The organism is Paenibacillus zeirhizosphaerae, from assembly GCF_030705605.1.
Lineage (GTDB): Bacteria > Bacillota > Bacilli > Paenibacillales > Paenibacillaceae > Paenibacillus > Paenibacillus zeirhizosphaerae.
Genome location: NZ_JAPCKK010000018.1, coordinates 1 through 17,934 on the forward strand (window position 1 = coordinate 1; position 17,934 = coordinate 17,934).

Consider the following 17,934-nt stretch of genomic DNA (forward strand, 5'->3'; position numbering starts at 1 on the left):
CATGGACTTAGAACGCTTTTGTAATCTGCATGCCCATGAATGACGAGCATCGGAAAGCCGTATGAGGGAAAACCTCACGTACGGTTTGATGAGGAGGGGCAGGAATCCCTGCCCTTTACTCTAGCCGGAGGGTCAACAGCGATTGCAGGAATGCTTCGTTCTCGGAGCGTCTCAGAACGTAGAAGAGGTGCCCACATCATAGGACACCCCTGCGTTCAACTTTATTTTACTGCAACGTAGAACAGCCTTGAAGCGTCATCCCCCGCCTCCACCCATTCAAAATCGGCATAGATCTGAACCTCGCGAAAGCCCGCCTTGACCAGCTCCGTTCTCATCCATTCCGGATCATAGGCCCGCTGCACATGCAATTCCTCGAACCGCTCGTACAGATTGCGCCCTTCCGACTCCGCACGCGCGAAAATGCTCAACCGGTGCTCAATTTCACAGCGCTGCACATCCAGGTCACATGTCCAAATGTAAGAGATCGAACGTTCATCCAGCACGAATGGCTGCTCTTCAGCATAACGCCTGAACGTATTCGGGTGATGCACATCGAATAGAAAAGTCCCGTCAGGCTTCAAGCCTTCATAGGTCCTGCGGAAAACACGGGTGATATCCTCTTCCTCCAGCAAATAATTCAGGCAATCGCAGAAAGAAATAACCGTATCGACCGATTCCGGCAGCCTCCAGTCCCGCATGTCCTGCTGCAACCAACGGACGCTGCCTTCCCGGAATAATCTCCTACCCTGGGAAGTCGCCTCCATCTTGCTGCGGGCGACGGCCAACATATCTGCAGAGAGATCAATACCTGTAACCTCAAAGCCCGAATTGACAAGCGGGATCGTGATAGCCCCGGTACCGCAACCAAGCTCGGCCACACTATGGGGCATCCCGTGCTTCTCCCATACCTGTCTTGCAAAACGAAGCCAATCCGGATAGGGCATATCCTCCATTAATTCATCGTATACATAAGCAAACTTCCGGTAAGAAGACATGTTCACACCGCACTTTCCATTTCCTGCACAGAGCTGTTTTACTGCTTCTGATGATCCTGGTTACTCTGCTCCATCGGCATTTTCTCTTGCAAATAGGTCCAGTTCTCCTTCTGTACAATCAGACCTTCCTTCATCAGCTTGCCGAGAGCCCGCTTGAACGCCGATTTGCTGATCCCGAAGCGCTGCTTGATAATGTCAGGCGGCGTTTGGTCAGAGTATGGCATACCGCCTCCCGGCCGCTCCTTCAAAAATTCAAGCAGACGCTCGGAATCCTCCATGCGTCCCACTTCCTTGCGCGGAGCCATGGCTAGGTTCACACGCCCATCCTCTTCCCGGACATGCGTGACTCTCGCTTTGACCGTCTCACCCAGCCGCAGCATCCGGCTGCGCTCGGAGGCATGAATCATGCCGATCGCGCCGAATCCGAGCACACCGCCGTCTACCAGCACAAAGGTACCCATTTGCAAGGGCTTGTACACCGTCGCTTCAACCCATGTATTGATCCAGGATTCCGGCGCGTGGAAGGTCAATGGAGACAGTTCCTGCTCCCCCGCCAGCTTGGCGCGCAGTCTTCCCTGTTTGTCATGCTCCATGATGGCAAAAACATGGTCGCCCACCTTTGGATGCAAATCCCGGTTTTCCGGCAATTCCCGGATCGGCAGCAGGAGCTGACGTCCGAGTCCCATTTCGAGAAAGCAGCCCAGCCGCGGATGAACGTCCGCCACCTCCAGCCTGGTCATTTCGCCTAGTGTCAGATAAGGCTTCTTCATCGTAGCGGCAAGCCGGTCCTCCGTATCATAAAAGATAAAGACGTCCAACCGGTCGCCAATTTCGATTTTTCGCGTCAGCTCCGTATAATGCAGCAGCACATCCTGATCGCCATAGCTGAGAAAGTAACCGTAAGGTGATACCTCGCGATCCACCATGATGTTGACTATTGTTCCAGCAATCAAATTCATACCGTCTCCACTACTTTGGCATCAGACCAGAGTCTTTCGATATTGTAGTATTCACGCTCATCACGGTGGAATACGTGTACGATTACATCGCCCAGATCAATCAGGACCCAACGTGCCGAATCCATGCCTTCGATCCCTTTCACGATTCCACCCTTTTCCATCACCTCTTTGCGAATCCCGGTAACGATCGCCTGTACCTGAGTATCCGAGTTCCCGTGGCAAATCATAAAATAGTCTGCCACAAGGGAGATGCCGCGCAGGTCAAGCGCCACGATATTCATCGCTTTCTTGTCATCGGCGGCGTTAACCGCAAGCTGTAAAAGTTCATTTGGCTTTATTGTCATTCACAAACCTCCAAGAGATTGAATTTTTAATTGTTGTACCAGATTATTGCGCGATAATACTGTTAGCGGGTAAATGATTTTCCGCTGCGTGAGCAGCAGCGAAATCGTCGAATCAAAGCCGGCCACCAGCGCCTCTTCAAGGCTATGTTGAGCCAGTTCGCGGATATTATTCACACCAGGAAAGTCTCTTCCGGGCTCCATGTAATCGGCCAGACACACCACTTTATCCAGCAGGCTCATATTTTCTCTGCCCGAAGTATGCCAGCGGATCGCATTCAGCACCTCGGAATCCTCCACAGCGTAGTCTCTGCGTGCTACGATAAAGCCTACCTCGGCGTGCCAAAGCTGCTTGTCATGCTGCAGCAGCTCTTTGTTGCTTTCGCCGCTTTCCTCAATGACGTCTTTCATTTCCTGGACAGGCCAATATTTGGCTACATCGTGCAAAATCGCTGCCAAATCCGCCTTAACGGGGTCGGCTCCATACTTTTCTGCCAACTGGGTGGCGGTGTGCATCACGCCAAGTGTATGCTGCCAGCGTTTTTCCGGCATCTGGCCGGATACGATCTCGATCAGCTTCTCGCGGCTATATTTCATACATGCTTCCCCTTGTAATATATTCAAACACCTGATCAGGCACCATGTAACGGACGGAATGTCCGGCAGCTATGCGCTCTCTGATGTCTGTTGAGGAGATATCGACGACCGGCATCTCGGCCAGCACCACCCTGTCATGCAGGAAAGCGGGTAGCTCATGAAGTGCGAGCTCGTAGCCCGGCCTTCTTACCCCGATAAACACAAGTCTTTGCGCCAACTCTTCGATATGCTCCCAGTGTGGAAGATAGTTCACCATGTCGGCGCCGATAATGAAATAGAACTGAATGCCGGGATGCAGTTCCTGCAGCTCCCTAATGGTCTCGAACGTGTAGGATACGCCGCCCCTGCGGATTTCCACATCAATTACCTCAAACGCAGCATTTCCATGAACGGCTTCCCTCACCATCTGCAGCCGCTCCTCGCCTGTTGCGCCCGCCCCCTGTTTATGCGGAGGAATATGGGAAGGCATAAACCATACCCTATCCAGTTGAAAAGCATCATATGCCGCTTCAGCAGCCAGCATATGCCCTATATGAATGGGATCGAATGTTCCACCCATAATTCCGATTCTCATAGCTCCACCTTTATCCCAGATACGCTATTATGGAAGCTCGATCTGCCTGTTATCACGGGATTCCTTGTAAAGGATAATCGTGCTGCCGATAATCTGCACCAGCTCCGATCCGGTCTTGCCGGCTAATTCCTCGGCAATTTCGTGCTTGTCATCCAGATTGTTGTTCAGGATAGACACCTTCATCAGCTCGCGCTTCTCAATTGCGTCATTAATATGACGAATGAGGTGATCATTCGTGCCGTTTTTCCCTACCTGGAACACAGGATCCAGATGATGCGCCAGCGAGCGCAGATAACGCTTTTGCTTGCCTGTTAACATAATAATATATACTCCTTCACGGCTGTTCGGTAACGGTTAAATGCCGCACCTGAATCGCAGCCTCTCTCAATTAGCAAATTAGTTAAATAAATAAGACGCACAGCTTAGGTCAGGCTATCCAGCACAGCCTGGCGCATAACCTGTACGTCCGGCCGAAAGCCAAGCCAGTATTCGAAAGCAATCGCCCCCTGGTACACGAACATGCCGAGGCCGCCGTGCACCTTACATCCCCGCAGCAGCCTGCTTTCACGAAGCAGCTTGGTTTCCAGCGGATTGTAAATCAGATCGCTGACAACGATCCCTTCCGGGATAATATCTACCGGCAAGGGGATATCCTCCGTCTGCGGATGCATACCAACCGAGGTGGTGTTGATCAATATATCTACGCCGAGAAGAAGCTCACGTGCCTGCTCCATGGAATACCCTTCAACCGGTATCTCCGCGCTATATTCACCAGCAAGCTGTCTAGCCTTGTCTTCCGTCCGGTTAACGATGATGACCCGCTTCGGCCGCTCCTGAAGCAGCGCATACACGATTCCCCTGCTCGCGCCCCCGGCGCCAAGCAGCATCACCGTCTTGCCCGTCAGGTCGGAAACAGCCTCTTCCCGTAAGGAACGCACATAACCTGCTCCGTCTGTATTATATCCCTTCAGCTTGCCGTTTGCATGCACAATCGTATTCACAGCTCCGATTTTCTTCGCTGACTCATCAAGCTCATCCAGATAATCCATAACGGCAACTTTGTGCGGGATCGTCACATTGATTCCAAGAAAGCCCTGCCCGCGGATATCCCTCAGCGTCTCTTCCAATTGATCGGATTTGACATGTAGCCGTCTGTATTCCCCCGCGATACCAGCCGCCCCAAACGCAGCCGCCATCATGACCGGAGACTTGGAATGCGCAATCGGATCACCGATGACTCCCAGCAGCACAGGGCCTTTGTCTTTGGTATGGTTTGCAGTACTCATCATGGCTATTACGTCTTCCCTTCATGCCTAAAGTATGAACGGCGGTAGGAACAGCCGTTCCATACCGCCATGCAGCATACCGGCCGGGCTAGATCAGTGAAGGGCGCACTAATACGCGGATACCACGCGGCGCGTGCACAGCCACCAGCGCCCCGCTGTTCCCGTTCACCTTAATCCATCCCAAACCGGATATATAAATATCCGATTCAGATCCCTTGGGAATTCTGAATTCATGTCTCGTCCATTCGGGCATCGCGTCCGCATCTTCCTTTGAAGGAGGAGACAGAAGCTCCCCGACATGATTCGCGTATAAATCATTAGCCTTGTCCAGCTTGGTACGGTGAATCTTCAGCCCTCCGCCGATATAACAGGTAAAGGATTGATGAGCTCCTTCAATAAAATCAAAGCGCGCCATACCGCCAAAAAACAACGTTTGCCCGGAGTCCAACTGATAGGCGGCCGGCTTCAGCGGCTTGTCAGGCATGACAGCAGCCAAATCCTTCCGTGAGACGATTTCACTGAAGCGCCAAGGATAGACGATTCCTGGGGTATCAATAATGAAGTGCCCATCGTCCAACGGGATATTGACCATATCCAGCGTCGTTCCGGGATAACGCGAAGTTGTCAATTCCTGCTCCATATCGCTGTAATCACGAATCAGACGATTAATGAAAGTGGATTTACCGACATTCGTCGCGCCGACAACATAGACATCACGGTTGCCGCGCTGCTCAGCCACCGCTTCCAGCAGGCGGTCAAACCCGTGATTCTTCTTCGCGCTGCACAGCACGATATCGGTCGTGCGCAGCCCTTGCTCCTTAGCCTGCTTCTGTATCCAATTCCGGATCTTGTTCCAGTTCGTTACCTTCGGCAACAGATCGGTCTTGTTAACTGCCAGCAGAACCGGGTTGCTTCCCACAAAACGCTGAAGCCCCGAGATGAGGCTTCCTTCAAAGTCGAAGAGATCAACAATATGAATAACGAGTGCGTCTTTGTCACCGATGCGGCTAAGCAGGGCGAGAAATTCGTCCTGGTCGACCGTTACGGAAGACGATTCGTTGTAATTTTTAATACGGAAGCAGCGCTGGCATATCACCGGTTCTTTGTCGAGCGCTTTCTCGGGAACGTATCCCGGAAGCTCTGGCTGCACTGTTTGGAGCCGGATTCCACAGCCGCTGCATTTGACGGCTTGCAGGCCGTCAGATATTTCTGTCATTTCTTTTCTTCCTCCTCATTCCAAATCCCTTTCCTGCGAAGCTGTGACAGGGCGATCCGCTCCAGCCGCCGGTTGATACGGGTTGTCCAGCCTTCATCGTTCAGAGAAATCGGGAGCACAAGGACCGTGTGCAGCCCGAGGCGGTTGCCTCCGAACACATCCGTCATCATCTGATCCCCTACGACAATCGTCTGCTCCGGGGTAAGCCCCATCATGTTCATCGCTTTGCGAAATGGAGCATTGGACGGTTTGCGGGCACCGTGAATAAACTCAATATCGAGCGGAGTCGCAAACAAGGACACCCTATTCATATTGTTATTCGACACAATGACCAACTTAAAGCCCGCCTTCTTCACCTTCTCAAACCATATGACAAGCTCAGGCGTAGCGTTAGGCTCCTTGGCTCCAACAAGCGTATTGTCCAGGTCGGTAATAATTCCCTTGTACCCCTGCGCATACAAGCTGTCAAGGTCAATATCAAATACAGTATCCACCCGCAGCCGGGGCATAAACATTTCAAACAAACTCGTTCACCTCTGTTTCATACAGCAAACTATACCATAATCTTGGAAGTTAGTAAAAAGCCGTCCGCAAGGCATGCGGACGGCTTACAGCAGCTCTGTCAGCCGGGTCCGGCCTGGACATGAGTTTGGGTCGATTTCGTGGCAACACGTAGCTCTGCCGCAGCTTTCCGCACAGCGATCCAGTCCTCTTCCGAGACGGTTGAAGGACTGTATCTTGCCTTCTCGAACACCTGCAGAAGCTGCCTCAGCACCGGCGACAGCCGAGGAGTATCCTGCTCCCACCGCGTGATCGATTCACGCAACGTTTCATTGCTTCCCCGCCTCCAGCCTTTCCGCTGCAGGTAGCGAAGCCAGCGCTCAGTTTCGACAACCACCTTCTCGCCAGGCGTAAGCGGTCTGCCTGTGCGAAGATGAAGCATATAGAAATGCAAAGCTATGCGGTTTCTCCATACGATATATCCTGCCCATAGCATTAATACCGCACCGGCTGCCCACACAAAGCCCGCATTAATCGCCATTTCATCGTTCGTCTCTGCGGGACCGGTCTCCTGTTCCTGCTGCTCAGGCTGTTCTTCCTCCACCTCGGGCGCAATTACAGGCTCAACTTCCTCCTGCTGTGTCAGCAGCGGCATATCAAATCCCGGCGTCGCCTCGACCGGAATCCAGCCATAGTCGCCAAAATATACCTCAGCCCAGGAATGGGCATCCGCGTTGGAGACCGCGTAGGCTGTCATATTCTCTTCATCCGTTACCGCCTGGGTATCGTCAAGGAATACCTGCTGTCCGGGTGCGTAGCCTTTAACCCAGCGTGCAGGAATCCCGAGAGAACGGGACATCATAACGAGCGAGGTGGAGTAGTAATCACAGTATCCCTCCCGAATATCAAACAGAAAGCTTTCCACGAAATCATCGCTTTGCGCCCGCGATACATCCGGGTTATTCGTGTAGGAAAAGTTTTGCTGCAAATACTGCTGCAGCAGTCCAACCTTCTCGTAAGGCGTATCCGCCGACTCCGTGATTTGCCGCGCCAGATCCGTTACACGTTTCGGGAAATCATCCGGCATTTGCACATACTCATCGATTTGACGGCCGGAATACAGAGCATCGAAGGTCTGCTTGCGCAGCTCACTTTCAGGCACAATCGGCACCTCGGAGATGATGGTATAGGTCCGTGGAAAAGGATTACCCCGCCGCGCAGAATTCCAGTACATTTCCGACTGCTCCGATTTCCAGCTAAGCCAGTCGGTATTCGTGCCGCCATCAACCGATTGTACACGGTTAATCGAATAAGCACCGAACAGGACCGGATAGGACTCCTCACCGGCCATATTTATGGTCTGAACCACTTGTTCCGTCTCGATCGCAGGGTGGTCTTCATTATCTAGCTCCTGATTTGCCTGGACGGTGTCAAAGTCGCTTCTCCGGTTCGCATCTTCCACCCACCCTGTGCCTGTGTATATTCTGCGGGTCTCTCCGCGCCAGTAGCTGCGCTGGCTTGTAACCACATTCATCACCGGTGAGTAGTCGAAATTAAAGCCCCCGCCCAATTGATTATCCTGCCTGCTGTATCCTGATTCGGTATTCATCTGCTGATTCAGCGTTCCAGCCCCACCGGCCATTGTAACCTCAGCAGTGCCACTGTATTTCCGCCAAGCCGTATAAGGATCTGTTAGGGTCGGAGGAACTTCCGGCATATTGACGCCCGCGACAATCACCAATGAAAAGATGATGGCAATGTTGGCTGCAATCTTGAACGGGGAGCGCCGGAGATATTTCCAGCCTTGAGGATAACGCAGGCTGAAGCTCTGAAAATGCTTCGAAACAAGCCAGCCCATCCCGGCAAATACGGTCCAGGCTACTTCCTCCCATAGTATAGAAGGTGTAAAAGAATCCAATATGCCAAAGGCAATAATATTGATTCCGAGAAAAACAAGGATTCGCTGCCTGGTGATCACGACAAGCGGAATAAGCTCCAGGAGCAGCCAGGCAATCAGTGAAAACCAGATATACGGGGTGAGATTGTCGATAAACTCCCTCATCCGGCTTCCGGCTGTACCCGAATTTGCAAGTATGGAATAGGAGCTGAGCGTTCTGTACAGGATAATAAAGACTGCCACGGCTTTCGCGCCAAGCTTCCACCCCGGTTTGTTAGGAAGCAAAATTTCTATCGCAGCCAGCGTAACCAGCGTTGTAAGTACAAGCGCGTTGGTTTCCGCAAACCAAATGGTTGATGTAAAAGACAGCCATTGGACGGCAATTAGCGTAATCCATAAAAAGGTTAAGGCATGATACCAGGATGATACCAGGGAATTCAGCCATTTTTTCATTTATGCTCCTCCCCCCATTACGGCAGGAAGCTCCTGCAACGAAGATACACTGTATCCGTGAATGCCTCTCTTGCGTACAGCTTCCATCCACTGATCCTGTCCTGCTTGACGTCCGGGACCGTTAATATGGACATAACATGGAATCATGCCCCTTGCGTCAGCCCAGCGAAAGATTTCCAATGCTTTTTCGTCCGCCATCGGACTTACCAGTACAAAGAAGGAGCCCTGCGGGAACAGCCGAATGGAGCTTTCCAGGCCACCCATCATATCTCCGGCAGGATCAAGGTCCAGATCGACCAGGTGATGCAGCATTTTTTGCCGCTCCATCGCATTCTCGCTCGGTTGGATCACTACTCCCTTTTGTCCGGCTGTACACAGTCCAATTCCCATGCGTTCTCTTCCGCCAAACTCCAGAAGAGAAGCTGTGGTGGATACGGCCAGCTCGAACTGATCCCCTGATCTGTAATGGGCAGACAGATGATCCAATACGAGCATTGTTTTTGGGACGGTCTCATGCTCGAATTCCTTGGACTTCCAGCTGCCTGTTTTGGCTGTAGCATTCCAGTGGATACGAGAAAGCCGATCTCCATATACATAATCACGCACACCGTTGATCTGGGTCGTCTCCCGCCGCGTCCGGGTCAGGACGGAATCGGGCCCAGCCAGCCTTGTTTTGCGGTTATTTAGCTGCCAATAAGGAATAAATACGACACGCGGCAGAACACGGAACTCCCCAGGGGCACTTACCAGGCCCTTGTTCTCCATCAATCCGAAGATATCCTCGGTGATAATCTCTGTATCGGCAAAATAATAACGTCCTCTTTCCAGCGGTGTTGTCTGAAAGGAGAGCTGCCCGTTTCCTTTTATGCTCGGGATAATACTTTCTTCAAACGACCAGGATTCACCTGTGTGGCGCTTAAGAACTTCTCTGACAATCACATAAGGCAACGGCAAAAATCCCGGGATGGAAAGGTGCAGTCTGACATGAATTTGATCTCCTGCATGCAGCGTCTCACTGTATTCCGCCCCGCTGGATAGATACCTTGTCCCTTGGGCACGGCTAACTCCGCTCATGCTTCCGATCCACAGGTAAATACCCAGCAGCGTCACCATGGACAGCAGCATAAAGGAGGTTTTCCCCCCCTGAAACAGCACGTACAGCATACACACCAGCCATATCGCGGCAAACACCCATATCCTGCCGGATCTTCCACTCCTCTTTCGCATCATTCGGTTGGAACTCATCGCTTATCCCCGCTCCAACTGAACCGGAACGTTGACCTGGCGCAGAATGGCGTGTACAACACCCGTAGCGTTGGAATTTTCCATCCGCGCTTCGGGACGAAGCAGCAGACGGTGGGCCAGTACATAAGGAGCCAGTCTCTTCACATCATCCGGAAGCACATAATCACGCTCATGCAGAAAAGCAAAAGCTTTCACCGCCATCACAAACGAAAGCGCGGCGCGCGGGCTGGCCCCGAGCAGGACGGTGGGATTTTCACGGGTAGCGCGGACAATATCCAGCAGATAAGTGGTAACGGCATCGCTGATATGCACATTGCGGATTTCCTTCTGAATTGCAGCGATCTGCTCCATATGGGCAACAGGCTGCAAACGGTCGACAGGTTGGCCTTCCCGATGTCTGAGCAGCAGATTTTTTTCGGTCTCCGCATCGGGGTACCCCAAGCTGATTTTCAGCATGAAACGGTCAAGCTGGGCTTCAGGCAGCATATAGGTCCCTTCAAAATCAATCGGGTTCTGCGTGGCACACAGCATAAATGGATTCGGCAGCTCATGTGTTTCGCCGTCAACCGTAACATTTCGTTCCTCCATGACTTCCAGCAGCGCCGACTGCGTCTTGGTCGTTGCACGATTGATTTCGTCCGCAAGCAAAATATTGGTCATCACTGGACCGGGTCTAAAATAAAAGCGCTCGTCACGGGGGTGAAAAATAGACACACCGGTGATATCACTCGGCAAGATATCAGGATTACACTGAATGCGGCGGTAATCGCCACGCATGGACTTGGCCAGGGCCTTAATCATTTGTGTCTTGCCCGTGCCCGGCACATCCTCAATCAGGACATGTCCCCCCGCAAGCAGTGCTGTCATTAATAATTGTATTTCAAAGGATTTTCCCAGAATACAGGATTCAAGGTTGGCTCGAATTGAGGAGATCGTTTGAAAGGATTCTTGGCGAACCGGCATAAAATTGCAAACCTCCTAAAAAAATAACAACATGTTTCCTATTATTGTACATGATGGAGGTCACAGAGTACACTTTGCTTCACTGGCAGTCCCGTCATCTTTCTCCAATCCCCCCCTTTAAAGGACACCAAAAACACCCCGATAAGTTCATATTGGGGTGTTAGGTGGCAAATCATCGTTTATCCTTTCGGGCGAATGACTAGCGCCGCCAGGAATGAAAAAATGATGGCAGACGAAATCCCCGCACTTGTCAGGCTGAAAATACCTGTAATCACACCGATCCAGCCATCTTGTTCCAACTCGGTCAGCGCGCCGTGAACAAGCTGGTTGCCGAAGCTTGTAATCGGAACGGTCGCTCCGGCCCCCGCAAATTCAATCAAAGGATCATAAATGCCTACGGCATCAGCAATGGCACCAAACACGACAAGCGTGGCCATCGTATGAGCCGGTGTCATTTTGAAACCGTCCATCATGATTTGACCGATTAGACAAATCGCTCCTCCCACTAGAAAAGCCCATAAATATTCCATTTATTTCATCCTCCCGATTCAAGCGCAACGGCATGCGCGATACACGGAATGCTTTCTCCCTGCTGATAGGACAGAGGGGACAACAGCGCACCAGTTGCGACGACAAGTATACGGTTAAGCTCTCCCTTTTCCAGCCTTTTAAGCAGATATCCGTAAGTAACAACAGCCGAACAGCCGCAGCCGCTGCCTCCCGCGAATACATCGGGCTGCGTTTCTCTATCGTAGATCATCAGGCCGCAGTCGTTCATTTCGGTTTTTTCGGTGTCAACACCCTGCTTATTAAGCAGCTCCTTCAAGATCGGCAGTCCGACGGAAGCAAGGTCCCCCGTAACAATCATGTCGTAATCCTCGGGGCCTCGCCCCATGTCCTTAAAATGCGACAAAATCGTATCCGCTGCGGCAGGCGCCATCGCTCCGCCCATATTGAAAGGATCCTTTAGCCCCATATCCACAACCCTGCCAATGGTCGCACAGTCCACGATGACCCCCTGATTGGCATGCCCTATGATAGCGCAGCCCGAGCCAGTAACGGTGTATTGGGCCGTTGGCGGCTTTTGCGCTCCATATTCTGTAGGATACCGGAATTGTTTCTCCACCGTGCAGTTGTGGCTTGCGGTTCCCGCGAGGGAATAGTTCGCCCCGCCTGTGTCAACAATCAGGGAAGCAAGCGCAAGACTTTCCATAGAAGTGGAGCAAGCGCCGAACACGCCCATATAGGGGATCGCCAGCTTACGCGCGGCAAACGATGCGCTGATAATCTGGTTCATCAGGTCACCGCCGATGAAAAACTGGACGTCCTCTTTCGTCAAATTGGCATTAACGAGGGCCAGGGAAGAGGCACGTTCAAACAGACGCCGTTCTGCCTTTTCCCATGTACTTTCATCAATTTCAAGGTTATCGTATACATAGCTGAAATTGGAGCCTAAAGGCCCCTGGCCCTCCTTGGGGCCAACCACCGTGGCGCTGCCTTTGATGCGCGGCTTCGTCTCAAACTTCCAGGATTGCCCCCCTTGAAGCTTCATAGGTGATTCCCCCCTACGCCAAGAATCGCGTACACGATCCCTACGATAAAAGCGGCCACAGCTCCAAATACGATGACAGACCCAGCTAGTTTGAACATTTTTGCTCCAACGCCGAGCACCAGGCCCTCAGAACGGTGTTCCAAAGCCGCCGAGCACATGGAGTTCGCGAACCCGGTCACCGGAACAGCGGTACCCGCCCCGGCCCATTGGGCAAACTTATCATAAACGCCCATGCTGGTTAAAATAACAGAAATAAGAATCAGCACAGCTACGGTCGGGTTTCCAGCTTCTTTGGCTGTCATATGAAATCCGCGCATAAAGCCGTTCAGGATCAACTGACCCAGTACACAGATCAGTCCACCCACAACAAAGGCACGGATACAATTACCGACGATTTTGCGGGCCGGCTCATGCTTTTTGGCAATTTTTTGATACTCCTGTTCCTGTATATTCAAGGACGGGGTAGTTTTTTGCCGCAGGCCGCCCGTTTTTGTAGCAGTGCCGGCCGGTCCGGATTTGGCTGCCATGATCAACACCCCCTGCAAGGATTCCGCACTTGGGCGGTAATGCATTTTCATTATTTGCAATCCTGTCCAGCCTTATGAATGGAAAATGATAAGCAAGCATTAAACGTGGACATTCAAGCTCAATAAAGGCATACTAAAAAGAAAATGATGACCACTGGTAAATTAGGGAGTGAAGCAGCATGAAACAACAAACGCTGGAGTTATTCAAGACCCTGACCGAATTTCCGGCCGTGTCCGGACATGAACGGGCGCTCCGTGCCTGGGTCAAGGAGCAGATGTCGGCCTATACGGACGAATTCGTACAGGATAACCTTGGAAGCCTGTTCGGGGTTGTCCGCGGAGATGATCAGGGGCCAAGGGTGATGGTAGCCGGCCATTTTGACGAGGTAGGATTCATCGTGAACGGTATTACCGACACCGGCATGATCCGTTTTCAGCCTGTAGGAGGCTGGTGGAGCCAGGCGGTGCTGTCACAGCGGCTGCAGGTGATTACACCAGCCGGTCCTGTCATAGGGGTAGTCGGCTCTACACCAACTCACCTGCTGGACGATGCGGCGCGCAACAAACCGGTAGATCTGAAGGCCATGTATTTGGATATCGGTGCGGACGGCCGCGCTGATGTGGAAAAGCTCGGCATTGTGCCAGGCATGCAGATTGTACCTGTCTGTAGGTTCACGCCGCTGGCGAATCCAAAGAAGATTATGGCCAAGGCCTGGGACAACCGTTATGGCGTAGGACTTGCAATGGAATTGCTCGAAGCGGTGCATAAAGAAAAGCTGCCGAACACCCTCTATACAGGCGCTACGGTCCAGGAAGAAGTGGGGCTGCGCGGCGCACGCACGGCGGCCAATCTGATTCAACCGGATATTTTCTTTGCGCTCGACTGCAGTGCAGCCAATGATATGACTGGGGATAAAAATGCCTTCGGGCACCTGGGCCAGGGTGCTCTGCTGCGCGTGTTCGATCCGACAATGATCACCCATCGCGGCCTGCTGGAATACGTAAAGGATACGGCGGATACTTACAAAATCAAGTACCAGTATTTTATTTCTCCGGGAGGCACAGATGCTGGACAAGTTCATGTTAGCGGAAGCGGAGTTCCTTCCACCGTGATCGGCATTTGCGGACGCTACATCCATACCTCCTCCTCCATCATTCATACGGATGATTACGATGCAGCTAAAGAACTGATTGTGACACTGGTCAAAAACCTTGATCGCACAACACTGAATACGATTATCGAAAATGCTTGAGCGAGAGTATTATGAAGACAAAGGGGATGCCCCAAAGGTCCATTGACCTGGGGCTCCCCTTTGTCATGTTCTGAGACACTGCAGACGATTAGATGAACGATTGCAGAACGGCGTAGATCGCCAGCATGAGCGTCAAAACGATGCCAAGCTTCTCCACCCTTGCCCCTTTCTTCGTCCCGGTGCTCATCAGCTTGAAGCGCAGCTTCCAAGGCAGTGGCGGCAGCGGGCGTATCCCGTTATTCGTCAGTGAATCCAAGAGCAGATGCAGCGTATACGCAATCCCGCCTGCAAGCCAAATGCTGGCTCCGTACTGCTGCGTAGTGCCAAACAAAAGCGCAGTCCAGGCCGCGATCCCATAGACCGTATGCGTCAGCCCCCGATGAGGAACGACCGTGCAAATCATCAGCAGACAGCCTGCAAGGTAGTTCCAGGGCGCATAGGACGTGCCATACCACGCAATGGCTGCGCCGATCACGAATATGATCACCTTGCGCATCGTCCGCGAGGGCATAAACGAAGCCGCTACGATGAGTATCGCCAGAACCAGATTCCATGGAGCGGACACCGCCTCCGCAAAAAGCACCCAACCGGCAGCGGCGACCATAAGCACTTGAAGCACCCGGAGCATCCGACCGGAAAGTGTACGGGTCAGCAGCAGCGAATTCGGTTCATCAATGTCTGGAAGCAGCGAACCGACAGCAGCGACGGCTGCCGCCGCAAACGTAATTTCATGTCCAGTCAGCGCAAGCACGGATAACGAGATACCCGTACCGATGATCAAATGGGCTCTTCCCATCATGTTGTACAGCATCCTTTCTCAATTGTACGGGCAGAGCCGCTAATAATTACAAACCGTCCTTTATTATATAACAGAATCATAAATAAGAACAATAGTTCGCTTTTCGATCATAAAAATAAAGCTTGCCGGAGCCAGAACCGGAATGGATGAAGTAACCCTCTTATATGACCAACCGCTCACTCTTGTGGGCGGTTTTTTGTACAAATCGTTAAATTATAGTAGTTCATTAGTACCATTGTTTTCTGTAAAAGTTGCAAGCTTCTTACAGAGGTTATAATATAGAGACTAATCCTACATACATATTTCGACATTAAGGTTTTGGAAATTTCAGTCAAGACATATTTATCAGAATCCGCGTATTCGGAGTTTTTCTCCATTTCAAGAAGAAAGGAAGATGGATGTGAAAACACCACGAAAGGGAAAGATGATTGTGAAATCAGCCGTTGTATGCCTCCTTTATGTTCTCTTGTTTGTGGAATCGCAGCAATCACTTCCTGCTCATGCGGCAGCCCAGCCCGTCAACGCCAATGCCTCCCAGGAGGTCCGCAGCCTTCTCTCCTATCTTTCAGGCATTTCAGGGAAACAGATGATTACAGGCCAGCATGACTATCTGGAAAGTCCGGATGAACTGAACAATAAGCTAAAATCCCTGAGCGGCAGTTATGCCGGATTACACGGCTATGAGCTGGGGGCCGTCTCGAATCAGAACGCGCAGACTACAGCCAGACAGCGGAATCAAGTAATCGCTTCCGCCATTCAATGGGACCGGAAGGGTGGCATCGTCGCCATGACGTTCCACCAGTCTTTGCCCGGAACGGCGCGAACCTGGAAAAATGTACAGAGCAAGCTTTCCCAGGAGCAGTTTAACAAGTATGTAACTCCGGGAACGCAGGAATATAATAAATTAATCGCCGATCTGGATGACGCGGCCGTATATTTGAAAAAGCTGCGAGATGCAAAGGTTCCTGTCCTGTGGCGACCTTATCACGAAATGAATGCAGACTGGTTCTGGTGGGGAAAGAAAGAGAACTTTGCTCAACTGTGGAATATTATGTATGACAGATTCGTCAATGTACATCAGTTGAATAATCTGATATGGGTATGGAATCCGAACGCGCCGGATGAACATTCGGGCCCGTATGCCCCTACTTTCCCGGGGCTTGCCAAAGTAGATATATTGGCCGCTGATATTTACGATAATGATTTTCAGGACTCCTACTATCGGAATTTGCTCTTCTTGGCCGGCGGCAAACCGATCGCCATCGGTGAAAATGGAGATGTGCCGAGCGCGGAGGTGCTTGAAAGGCAGCCCAAGTGGGTATATGCCATGACCTTCGGGAAGCTGCTCACGGAGCAAAATTCAACCGATGAAATTAAAACGTATATGAACGCTAAGAAAACGTTAACGCTGCCGGAGCTCGTCAAAGACAGGGAAGCGTCATCGAAATAGACCCCTTTTAAAGACAAAACGGACGAAAGAAACCCTGCCAGGTCAAATTGGCAGGGTTATTTTTTGAGAAGGCTAATCTGTTATTTCGGAAAGGAAAAGAACGTCCAAAAAAGTGCCGATGCGGCGCGCTGCCTCCAACAGCGTTGCCTCCTCCTGCACCAGAGCGATCCGCACGAATCCCTCTCCCTGGGCACCGAATGCATCTCCCGGAATGACCGCCACCCCTGTTGACAGCAGCAGCTCACGGGCAAAACGGCGAGAGCTCCACCGCTCCGGCCCCATGCGGAAGCGCTCCGGAAGCGGAGCCCACAGAAACATGGTCGCCTTTGGCTTCGGCACATCCCAGCCCTGTGCTGCCAGGACCTCAACAAACGCATCGCGGCGGCGCTCATATAGAGGTGCTACCCCGCGGTCCCCTGCAGGCCGTTCCATCGCCTGTTTAAGCGCAGCGATGGCCGCCGTCTGAATCGGCTCAAATACGCCGTAGTCGATGTTTCCCTTCAGCTTGCGCAGTGCGCCGACTGCCTCCCGGTTGCCAGCCAGAAATCCGATACGGCACCCGGCCATATTGAAGCTTTTAGAGAAGGAATGAAACTCAACAGCCGTATCCAACGCGCCGGGAAGCTGCAAAATGCTGAGCGGGCGGTAGTTGTCGAAGCCCATTTCTGAATAAGCCAGATCATGTACAACGAGCACGTTCCATTTCTTCGCCAAAGCAATCAGCTTTTCAAAAAAGGCATATTCCGCCTGCACGGCAATCGGATTACCCGGGAAATTAAGCAGAATAAAAACTGCCTCTGCCCACACCTCATCAGCAATTTCATCCAGATCAGGCAAAAATCCGTTTTCCTGCCGCAAGGGCAGCAAATACGGCTTCACGCCAGCAATAGCCAGCGCGCCAACATAAATCGGGTAACCCGGATCGGGAACAATCGCCATATCTCCCGGATTGCAAATCGCCTGGGCCAGATGGGCCAGCCCGTCCTGCGACCCCATCAGCGCCAGCAGCTCCGTCTCCGGGTCTACCGTTACCCCAAAACGGTGCGCCATCCAGGCGGCAGCTTGCTTACGGAAGGCGGGGCTACCGCTTGATGACGGATAAGCATAGCTGTCCTCAGCGAGAACTGCCTTGCTCAGCACCTCCCGTACCTCCTGCGTTGGGCCGCGGTCCGGACTGCCGATCCCCAGATCGATCACATCTTTTCCCGCCTGCAGCGCTTCTTCCTTCCATGCAGCCACCTCCGCAAATATAGACGAGCCGAGATGGTCGAGCTTATCTGCCCGCCAGCCGTGTTTGGTCTTACTATCTGCCATTTAACGCACCTA

19 protein-coding genes are annotated in these 17,934 nt (G+C 52.1%); 2 read left to right on the forward strand and 17 right to left on the reverse strand.

All coding sequences use genetic code 11. The features are described 5' to 3' along the window. Positions 1 to 221 precede the first annotated feature (221 nt). The 15 genes from OIN60_RS15175 to spoVAC all read right to left on the reverse strand — a co-directional run bounded on the left by OIN60_RS15175 (position 222) and on the right by spoVAC (position 13,106). Positions 222 to 995, reverse strand: a complete 774-nt coding sequence (locus tag OIN60_RS15175; RefSeq protein WP_305755729.1) for a class I SAM-dependent DNA methyltransferase — start codon at positions 993 to 995, stop codon at positions 222 to 224. Positions 996 to 1,033: 38 nt separating this feature from the next. Further along, on the reverse strand, positions 1,034 to 1,954 hold the full coding sequence (locus tag OIN60_RS15180; protein WP_305755730.1) for a CvfB family protein: 921 nt from the start codon (positions 1,952 to 1,954) through the stop codon (positions 1,034 to 1,036). Beyond that, positions 1,951 to 2,298: a ribosome silencing factor gene (rsfS, locus tag OIN60_RS15185; protein ID WP_305755731.1), complete on the reverse strand. Its 348-nt coding sequence runs from the start codon at positions 2,296 to 2,298 to the stop codon at positions 1,951 to 1,953. Before rsfS ends, OIN60_RS15180 begins: the two co-directional genes overlap by 4 nt. After that, positions 2,299 to 2,892: a bis(5'-nucleosyl)-tetraphosphatase (symmetrical) YqeK gene (gene yqeK / locus OIN60_RS15190; RefSeq protein WP_305755732.1), complete on the reverse strand. Its 594-nt coding sequence runs from the start codon at positions 2,890 to 2,892 to the stop codon at positions 2,299 to 2,301. Further along, on the reverse strand, positions 2,882 to 3,466 hold the full coding sequence (nadD, locus tag OIN60_RS15195) for a nicotinate-nucleotide adenylyltransferase (protein ID WP_305755733.1): 585 nt from the start codon (positions 3,464 to 3,466) through the stop codon (positions 2,882 to 2,884). Before nadD ends, yqeK begins: the two co-directional genes overlap by 11 nt. 27 nt (positions 3,467 to 3,493) lie before the next feature. Next, positions 3,494 to 3,784, reverse strand: coding sequence for a ribosome assembly RNA-binding protein YhbY (gene yhbY / locus OIN60_RS15200; RefSeq protein ID WP_305755734.1), 291 nt, complete (start codon positions 3,782 to 3,784; stop codon positions 3,494 to 3,496). A 104-nt stretch (positions 3,785 to 3,888) separates the two neighbouring features. Further along, positions 3,889 to 4,755 (reverse strand): shikimate dehydrogenase, encoded by an 867-nt coding sequence (gene aroE, locus OIN60_RS15205; protein WP_370872504.1) that lies wholly within the window; start codon positions 4,753 to 4,755, stop codon positions 3,889 to 3,891. Positions 4,756 to 4,840: 85 nt separating this feature from the next. Beyond that, positions 4,841 to 5,968, reverse strand: a complete 1,128-nt coding sequence (gene yqeH / locus OIN60_RS15210; RefSeq protein WP_305755735.1) for a ribosome biogenesis GTPase YqeH — start codon at positions 5,966 to 5,968, stop codon at positions 4,841 to 4,843. Further along, positions 5,965 to 6,492 (reverse strand): YqeG family HAD IIIA-type phosphatase, encoded by a 528-nt coding sequence (locus tag OIN60_RS15215; RefSeq protein ID WP_305755736.1) that lies wholly within the window; start codon positions 6,490 to 6,492, stop codon positions 5,965 to 5,967. Before OIN60_RS15215 ends, yqeH begins: the two co-directional genes overlap by 4 nt. 98 nt (positions 6,493 to 6,590) lie before the next feature. Next, positions 6,591 to 8,819: a DUF4129 domain-containing transglutaminase family protein gene (locus OIN60_RS15220; RefSeq protein WP_305755737.1), complete on the reverse strand. Its 2,229-nt coding sequence runs from the start codon at positions 8,817 to 8,819 to the stop codon at positions 6,591 to 6,593. Continuing rightward, positions 8,820 to 10,064 carry a DUF58 domain-containing protein gene (locus OIN60_RS15225; RefSeq protein WP_305755738.1) on the reverse strand — a complete coding sequence of 415 codons (1,245 nt, stop codon included), beginning with the start codon at positions 10,062 to 10,064 and terminating at the stop codon, positions 8,820 to 8,822. A 3-nt stretch (positions 10,065 to 10,067) separates the two neighbouring features. Continuing rightward, positions 10,068 to 11,027 (reverse strand): AAA family ATPase, encoded by a 960-nt coding sequence (locus OIN60_RS15230; RefSeq protein WP_305755739.1) that lies wholly within the window; start codon positions 11,025 to 11,027, stop codon positions 10,068 to 10,070. Positions 11,028 to 11,206: 179 nt separating this feature from the next. Then, positions 11,207 to 11,557 (reverse strand): stage V sporulation protein AE, encoded by a 351-nt coding sequence (spoVAE, locus tag OIN60_RS15235; protein ID WP_305755740.1) that lies wholly within the window; start codon positions 11,555 to 11,557, stop codon positions 11,207 to 11,209. 5 nt (positions 11,558 to 11,562) lie between these two features. Then, positions 11,563 to 12,579, reverse strand: coding sequence for a stage V sporulation protein AD (gene spoVAD / locus OIN60_RS15240; RefSeq protein WP_305755741.1), 1,017 nt, complete (start codon positions 12,577 to 12,579; stop codon positions 11,563 to 11,565). Continuing rightward, on the reverse strand, positions 12,576 to 13,106 hold the full coding sequence (gene spoVAC, locus OIN60_RS15245; protein ID WP_305755742.1) for a stage V sporulation protein AC: 531 nt from the start codon (positions 13,104 to 13,106) through the stop codon (positions 12,576 to 12,578). The genes spoVAD and spoVAC overlap by 4 nt, the downstream gene beginning before the upstream one ends. Before the next feature lie 179 nt (positions 13,107 to 13,285). Here spoVAC and OIN60_RS15250 point away from each other — a divergent pair, with 179 nt between their 5' ends. Beyond that, positions 13,286 to 14,359, forward strand: a complete 1,074-nt coding sequence (locus OIN60_RS15250) for a M42 family metallopeptidase (RefSeq protein ID WP_305755743.1) — start codon at positions 13,286 to 13,288, stop codon at positions 14,357 to 14,359. Between the two features lie 88 nt (positions 14,360 to 14,447). On the opposite strand, the gene OIN60_RS15255 is transcribed toward OIN60_RS15250, so the two are convergent. Further along, positions 14,448 to 15,158, reverse strand: a complete 711-nt coding sequence (locus OIN60_RS15255; RefSeq protein ID WP_305755744.1) for a metal-dependent hydrolase — start codon at positions 15,156 to 15,158, stop codon at positions 14,448 to 14,450. Positions 15,159 to 15,558: 400 nt separating this feature from the next. Here OIN60_RS15255 and OIN60_RS15260 point away from each other — a divergent pair, with 400 nt between their 5' ends. Then, positions 15,559 to 16,608: a glycosyl hydrolase gene (locus OIN60_RS15260; protein ID WP_370872505.1), complete on the forward strand. Its 1,050-nt coding sequence runs from the start codon at positions 15,559 to 15,561 to the stop codon at positions 16,606 to 16,608. A gap of 72 nt (positions 16,609 to 16,680) precedes the next feature. Here OIN60_RS15260 and OIN60_RS15265 read toward each other — a convergent pair whose 3' ends face one another. Continuing rightward, positions 16,681 to 17,922 carry an aminotransferase class I/II-fold pyridoxal phosphate-dependent enzyme gene (locus tag OIN60_RS15265; RefSeq protein ID WP_305755746.1) on the reverse strand — a complete coding sequence of 414 codons (1,242 nt, stop codon included), beginning with the start codon at positions 17,920 to 17,922 and terminating at the stop codon, positions 16,681 to 16,683. Positions 17,923 to 17,934 lie beyond the last annotated feature (12 nt).

Bases quoted from the DNA above. Each gene is read 5' to 3' on its own strand.
- OIN60_RS15175 (WP_305755729.1), bottom strand. From the start codon at position 995: ATGTCTTCTTACCGGAAGTTTGCTTATGTATACGATGAATTAATGGAG.
- yqeK (WP_305755732.1), bottom strand. From the start codon at position 2,892: ATGAAATATAGCCGCGAGAAGCTGATCGAGATCGTATCCGGCCAGATG.
- OIN60_RS15255 (WP_305755744.1), bottom strand. From the start codon at position 15,158: ATGATGGGAAGAGCCCATTTGATCATCGGTACGGGTATCTCGTTATCC.
- OIN60_RS15180 (WP_305755730.1), bottom strand. From the start codon at position 1,954: ATGAATTTGATTGCTGGAACAATAGTCAACATCATGGTGGATCGCGAG.
- rsfS (WP_305755731.1), bottom strand. From the start codon at position 2,298: ATGACAATAAAGCCAAATGAACTTTTACAGCTTGCGGTTAACGCCGCC.
- yhbY (WP_305755734.1), bottom strand. From the start codon at position 3,784: ATGTTAACAGGCAAGCAAAAGCGTTATCTGCGCTCGCTGGCGCATCAT.
- spoVAD (WP_305755741.1), bottom strand. From the start codon at position 12,579: ATGAAGCTTCAAGGGGGGCAATCCTGGAAGTTTGAGACGAAGCCGCGC.
- spoVAC (WP_305755742.1), bottom strand. From the start codon at position 13,106: ATGGCAGCCAAATCCGGACCGGCCGGCACTGCTACAAAAACGGGCGGC.
- spoVAE (WP_305755740.1), bottom strand. From the start codon at position 11,557: ATGGAATATTTATGGGCTTTTCTAGTGGGAGGAGCGATTTGTCTAATC.
- OIN60_RS15230 (WP_305755739.1), bottom strand. From the start codon at position 11,027: ATGCCGGTTCGCCAAGAATCCTTTCAAACGATCTCCTCAATTCGAGCC.
- yqeH (WP_305755735.1), bottom strand. From the start codon at position 5,968: ATGACAGAAATATCTGACGGCCTGCAAGCCGTCAAATGCAGCGGCTGT.
- OIN60_RS15220 (WP_305755737.1), bottom strand. From the start codon at position 8,819: ATGAAAAAATGGCTGAATTCCCTGGTATCATCCTGGTATCATGCCTTA.
- aroE (WP_370872504.1), bottom strand. From the start codon at position 4,755: ATGATGAGTACTGCAAACCATACCAAAGACAAAGGCCCTGTGCTGCTG.
- OIN60_RS15265 (WP_305755746.1), bottom strand. From the start codon at position 17,922: ATGGCAGATAGTAAGACCAAACACGGCTGGCGGGCAGATAAGCTCGAC.
- nadD (WP_305755733.1), bottom strand. From the start codon at position 3,466: ATGAGAATCGGAATTATGGGTGGAACATTCGATCCCATTCATATAGGG.
- OIN60_RS15225 (WP_305755738.1), bottom strand. From the start codon at position 10,064: ATGAGTTCCAACCGAATGATGCGAAAGAGGAGTGGAAGATCCGGCAGG.
- OIN60_RS15250 (WP_305755743.1), top strand. From the start codon at position 13,286: ATGAAACAACAAACGCTGGAGTTATTCAAGACCCTGACCGAATTTCCG.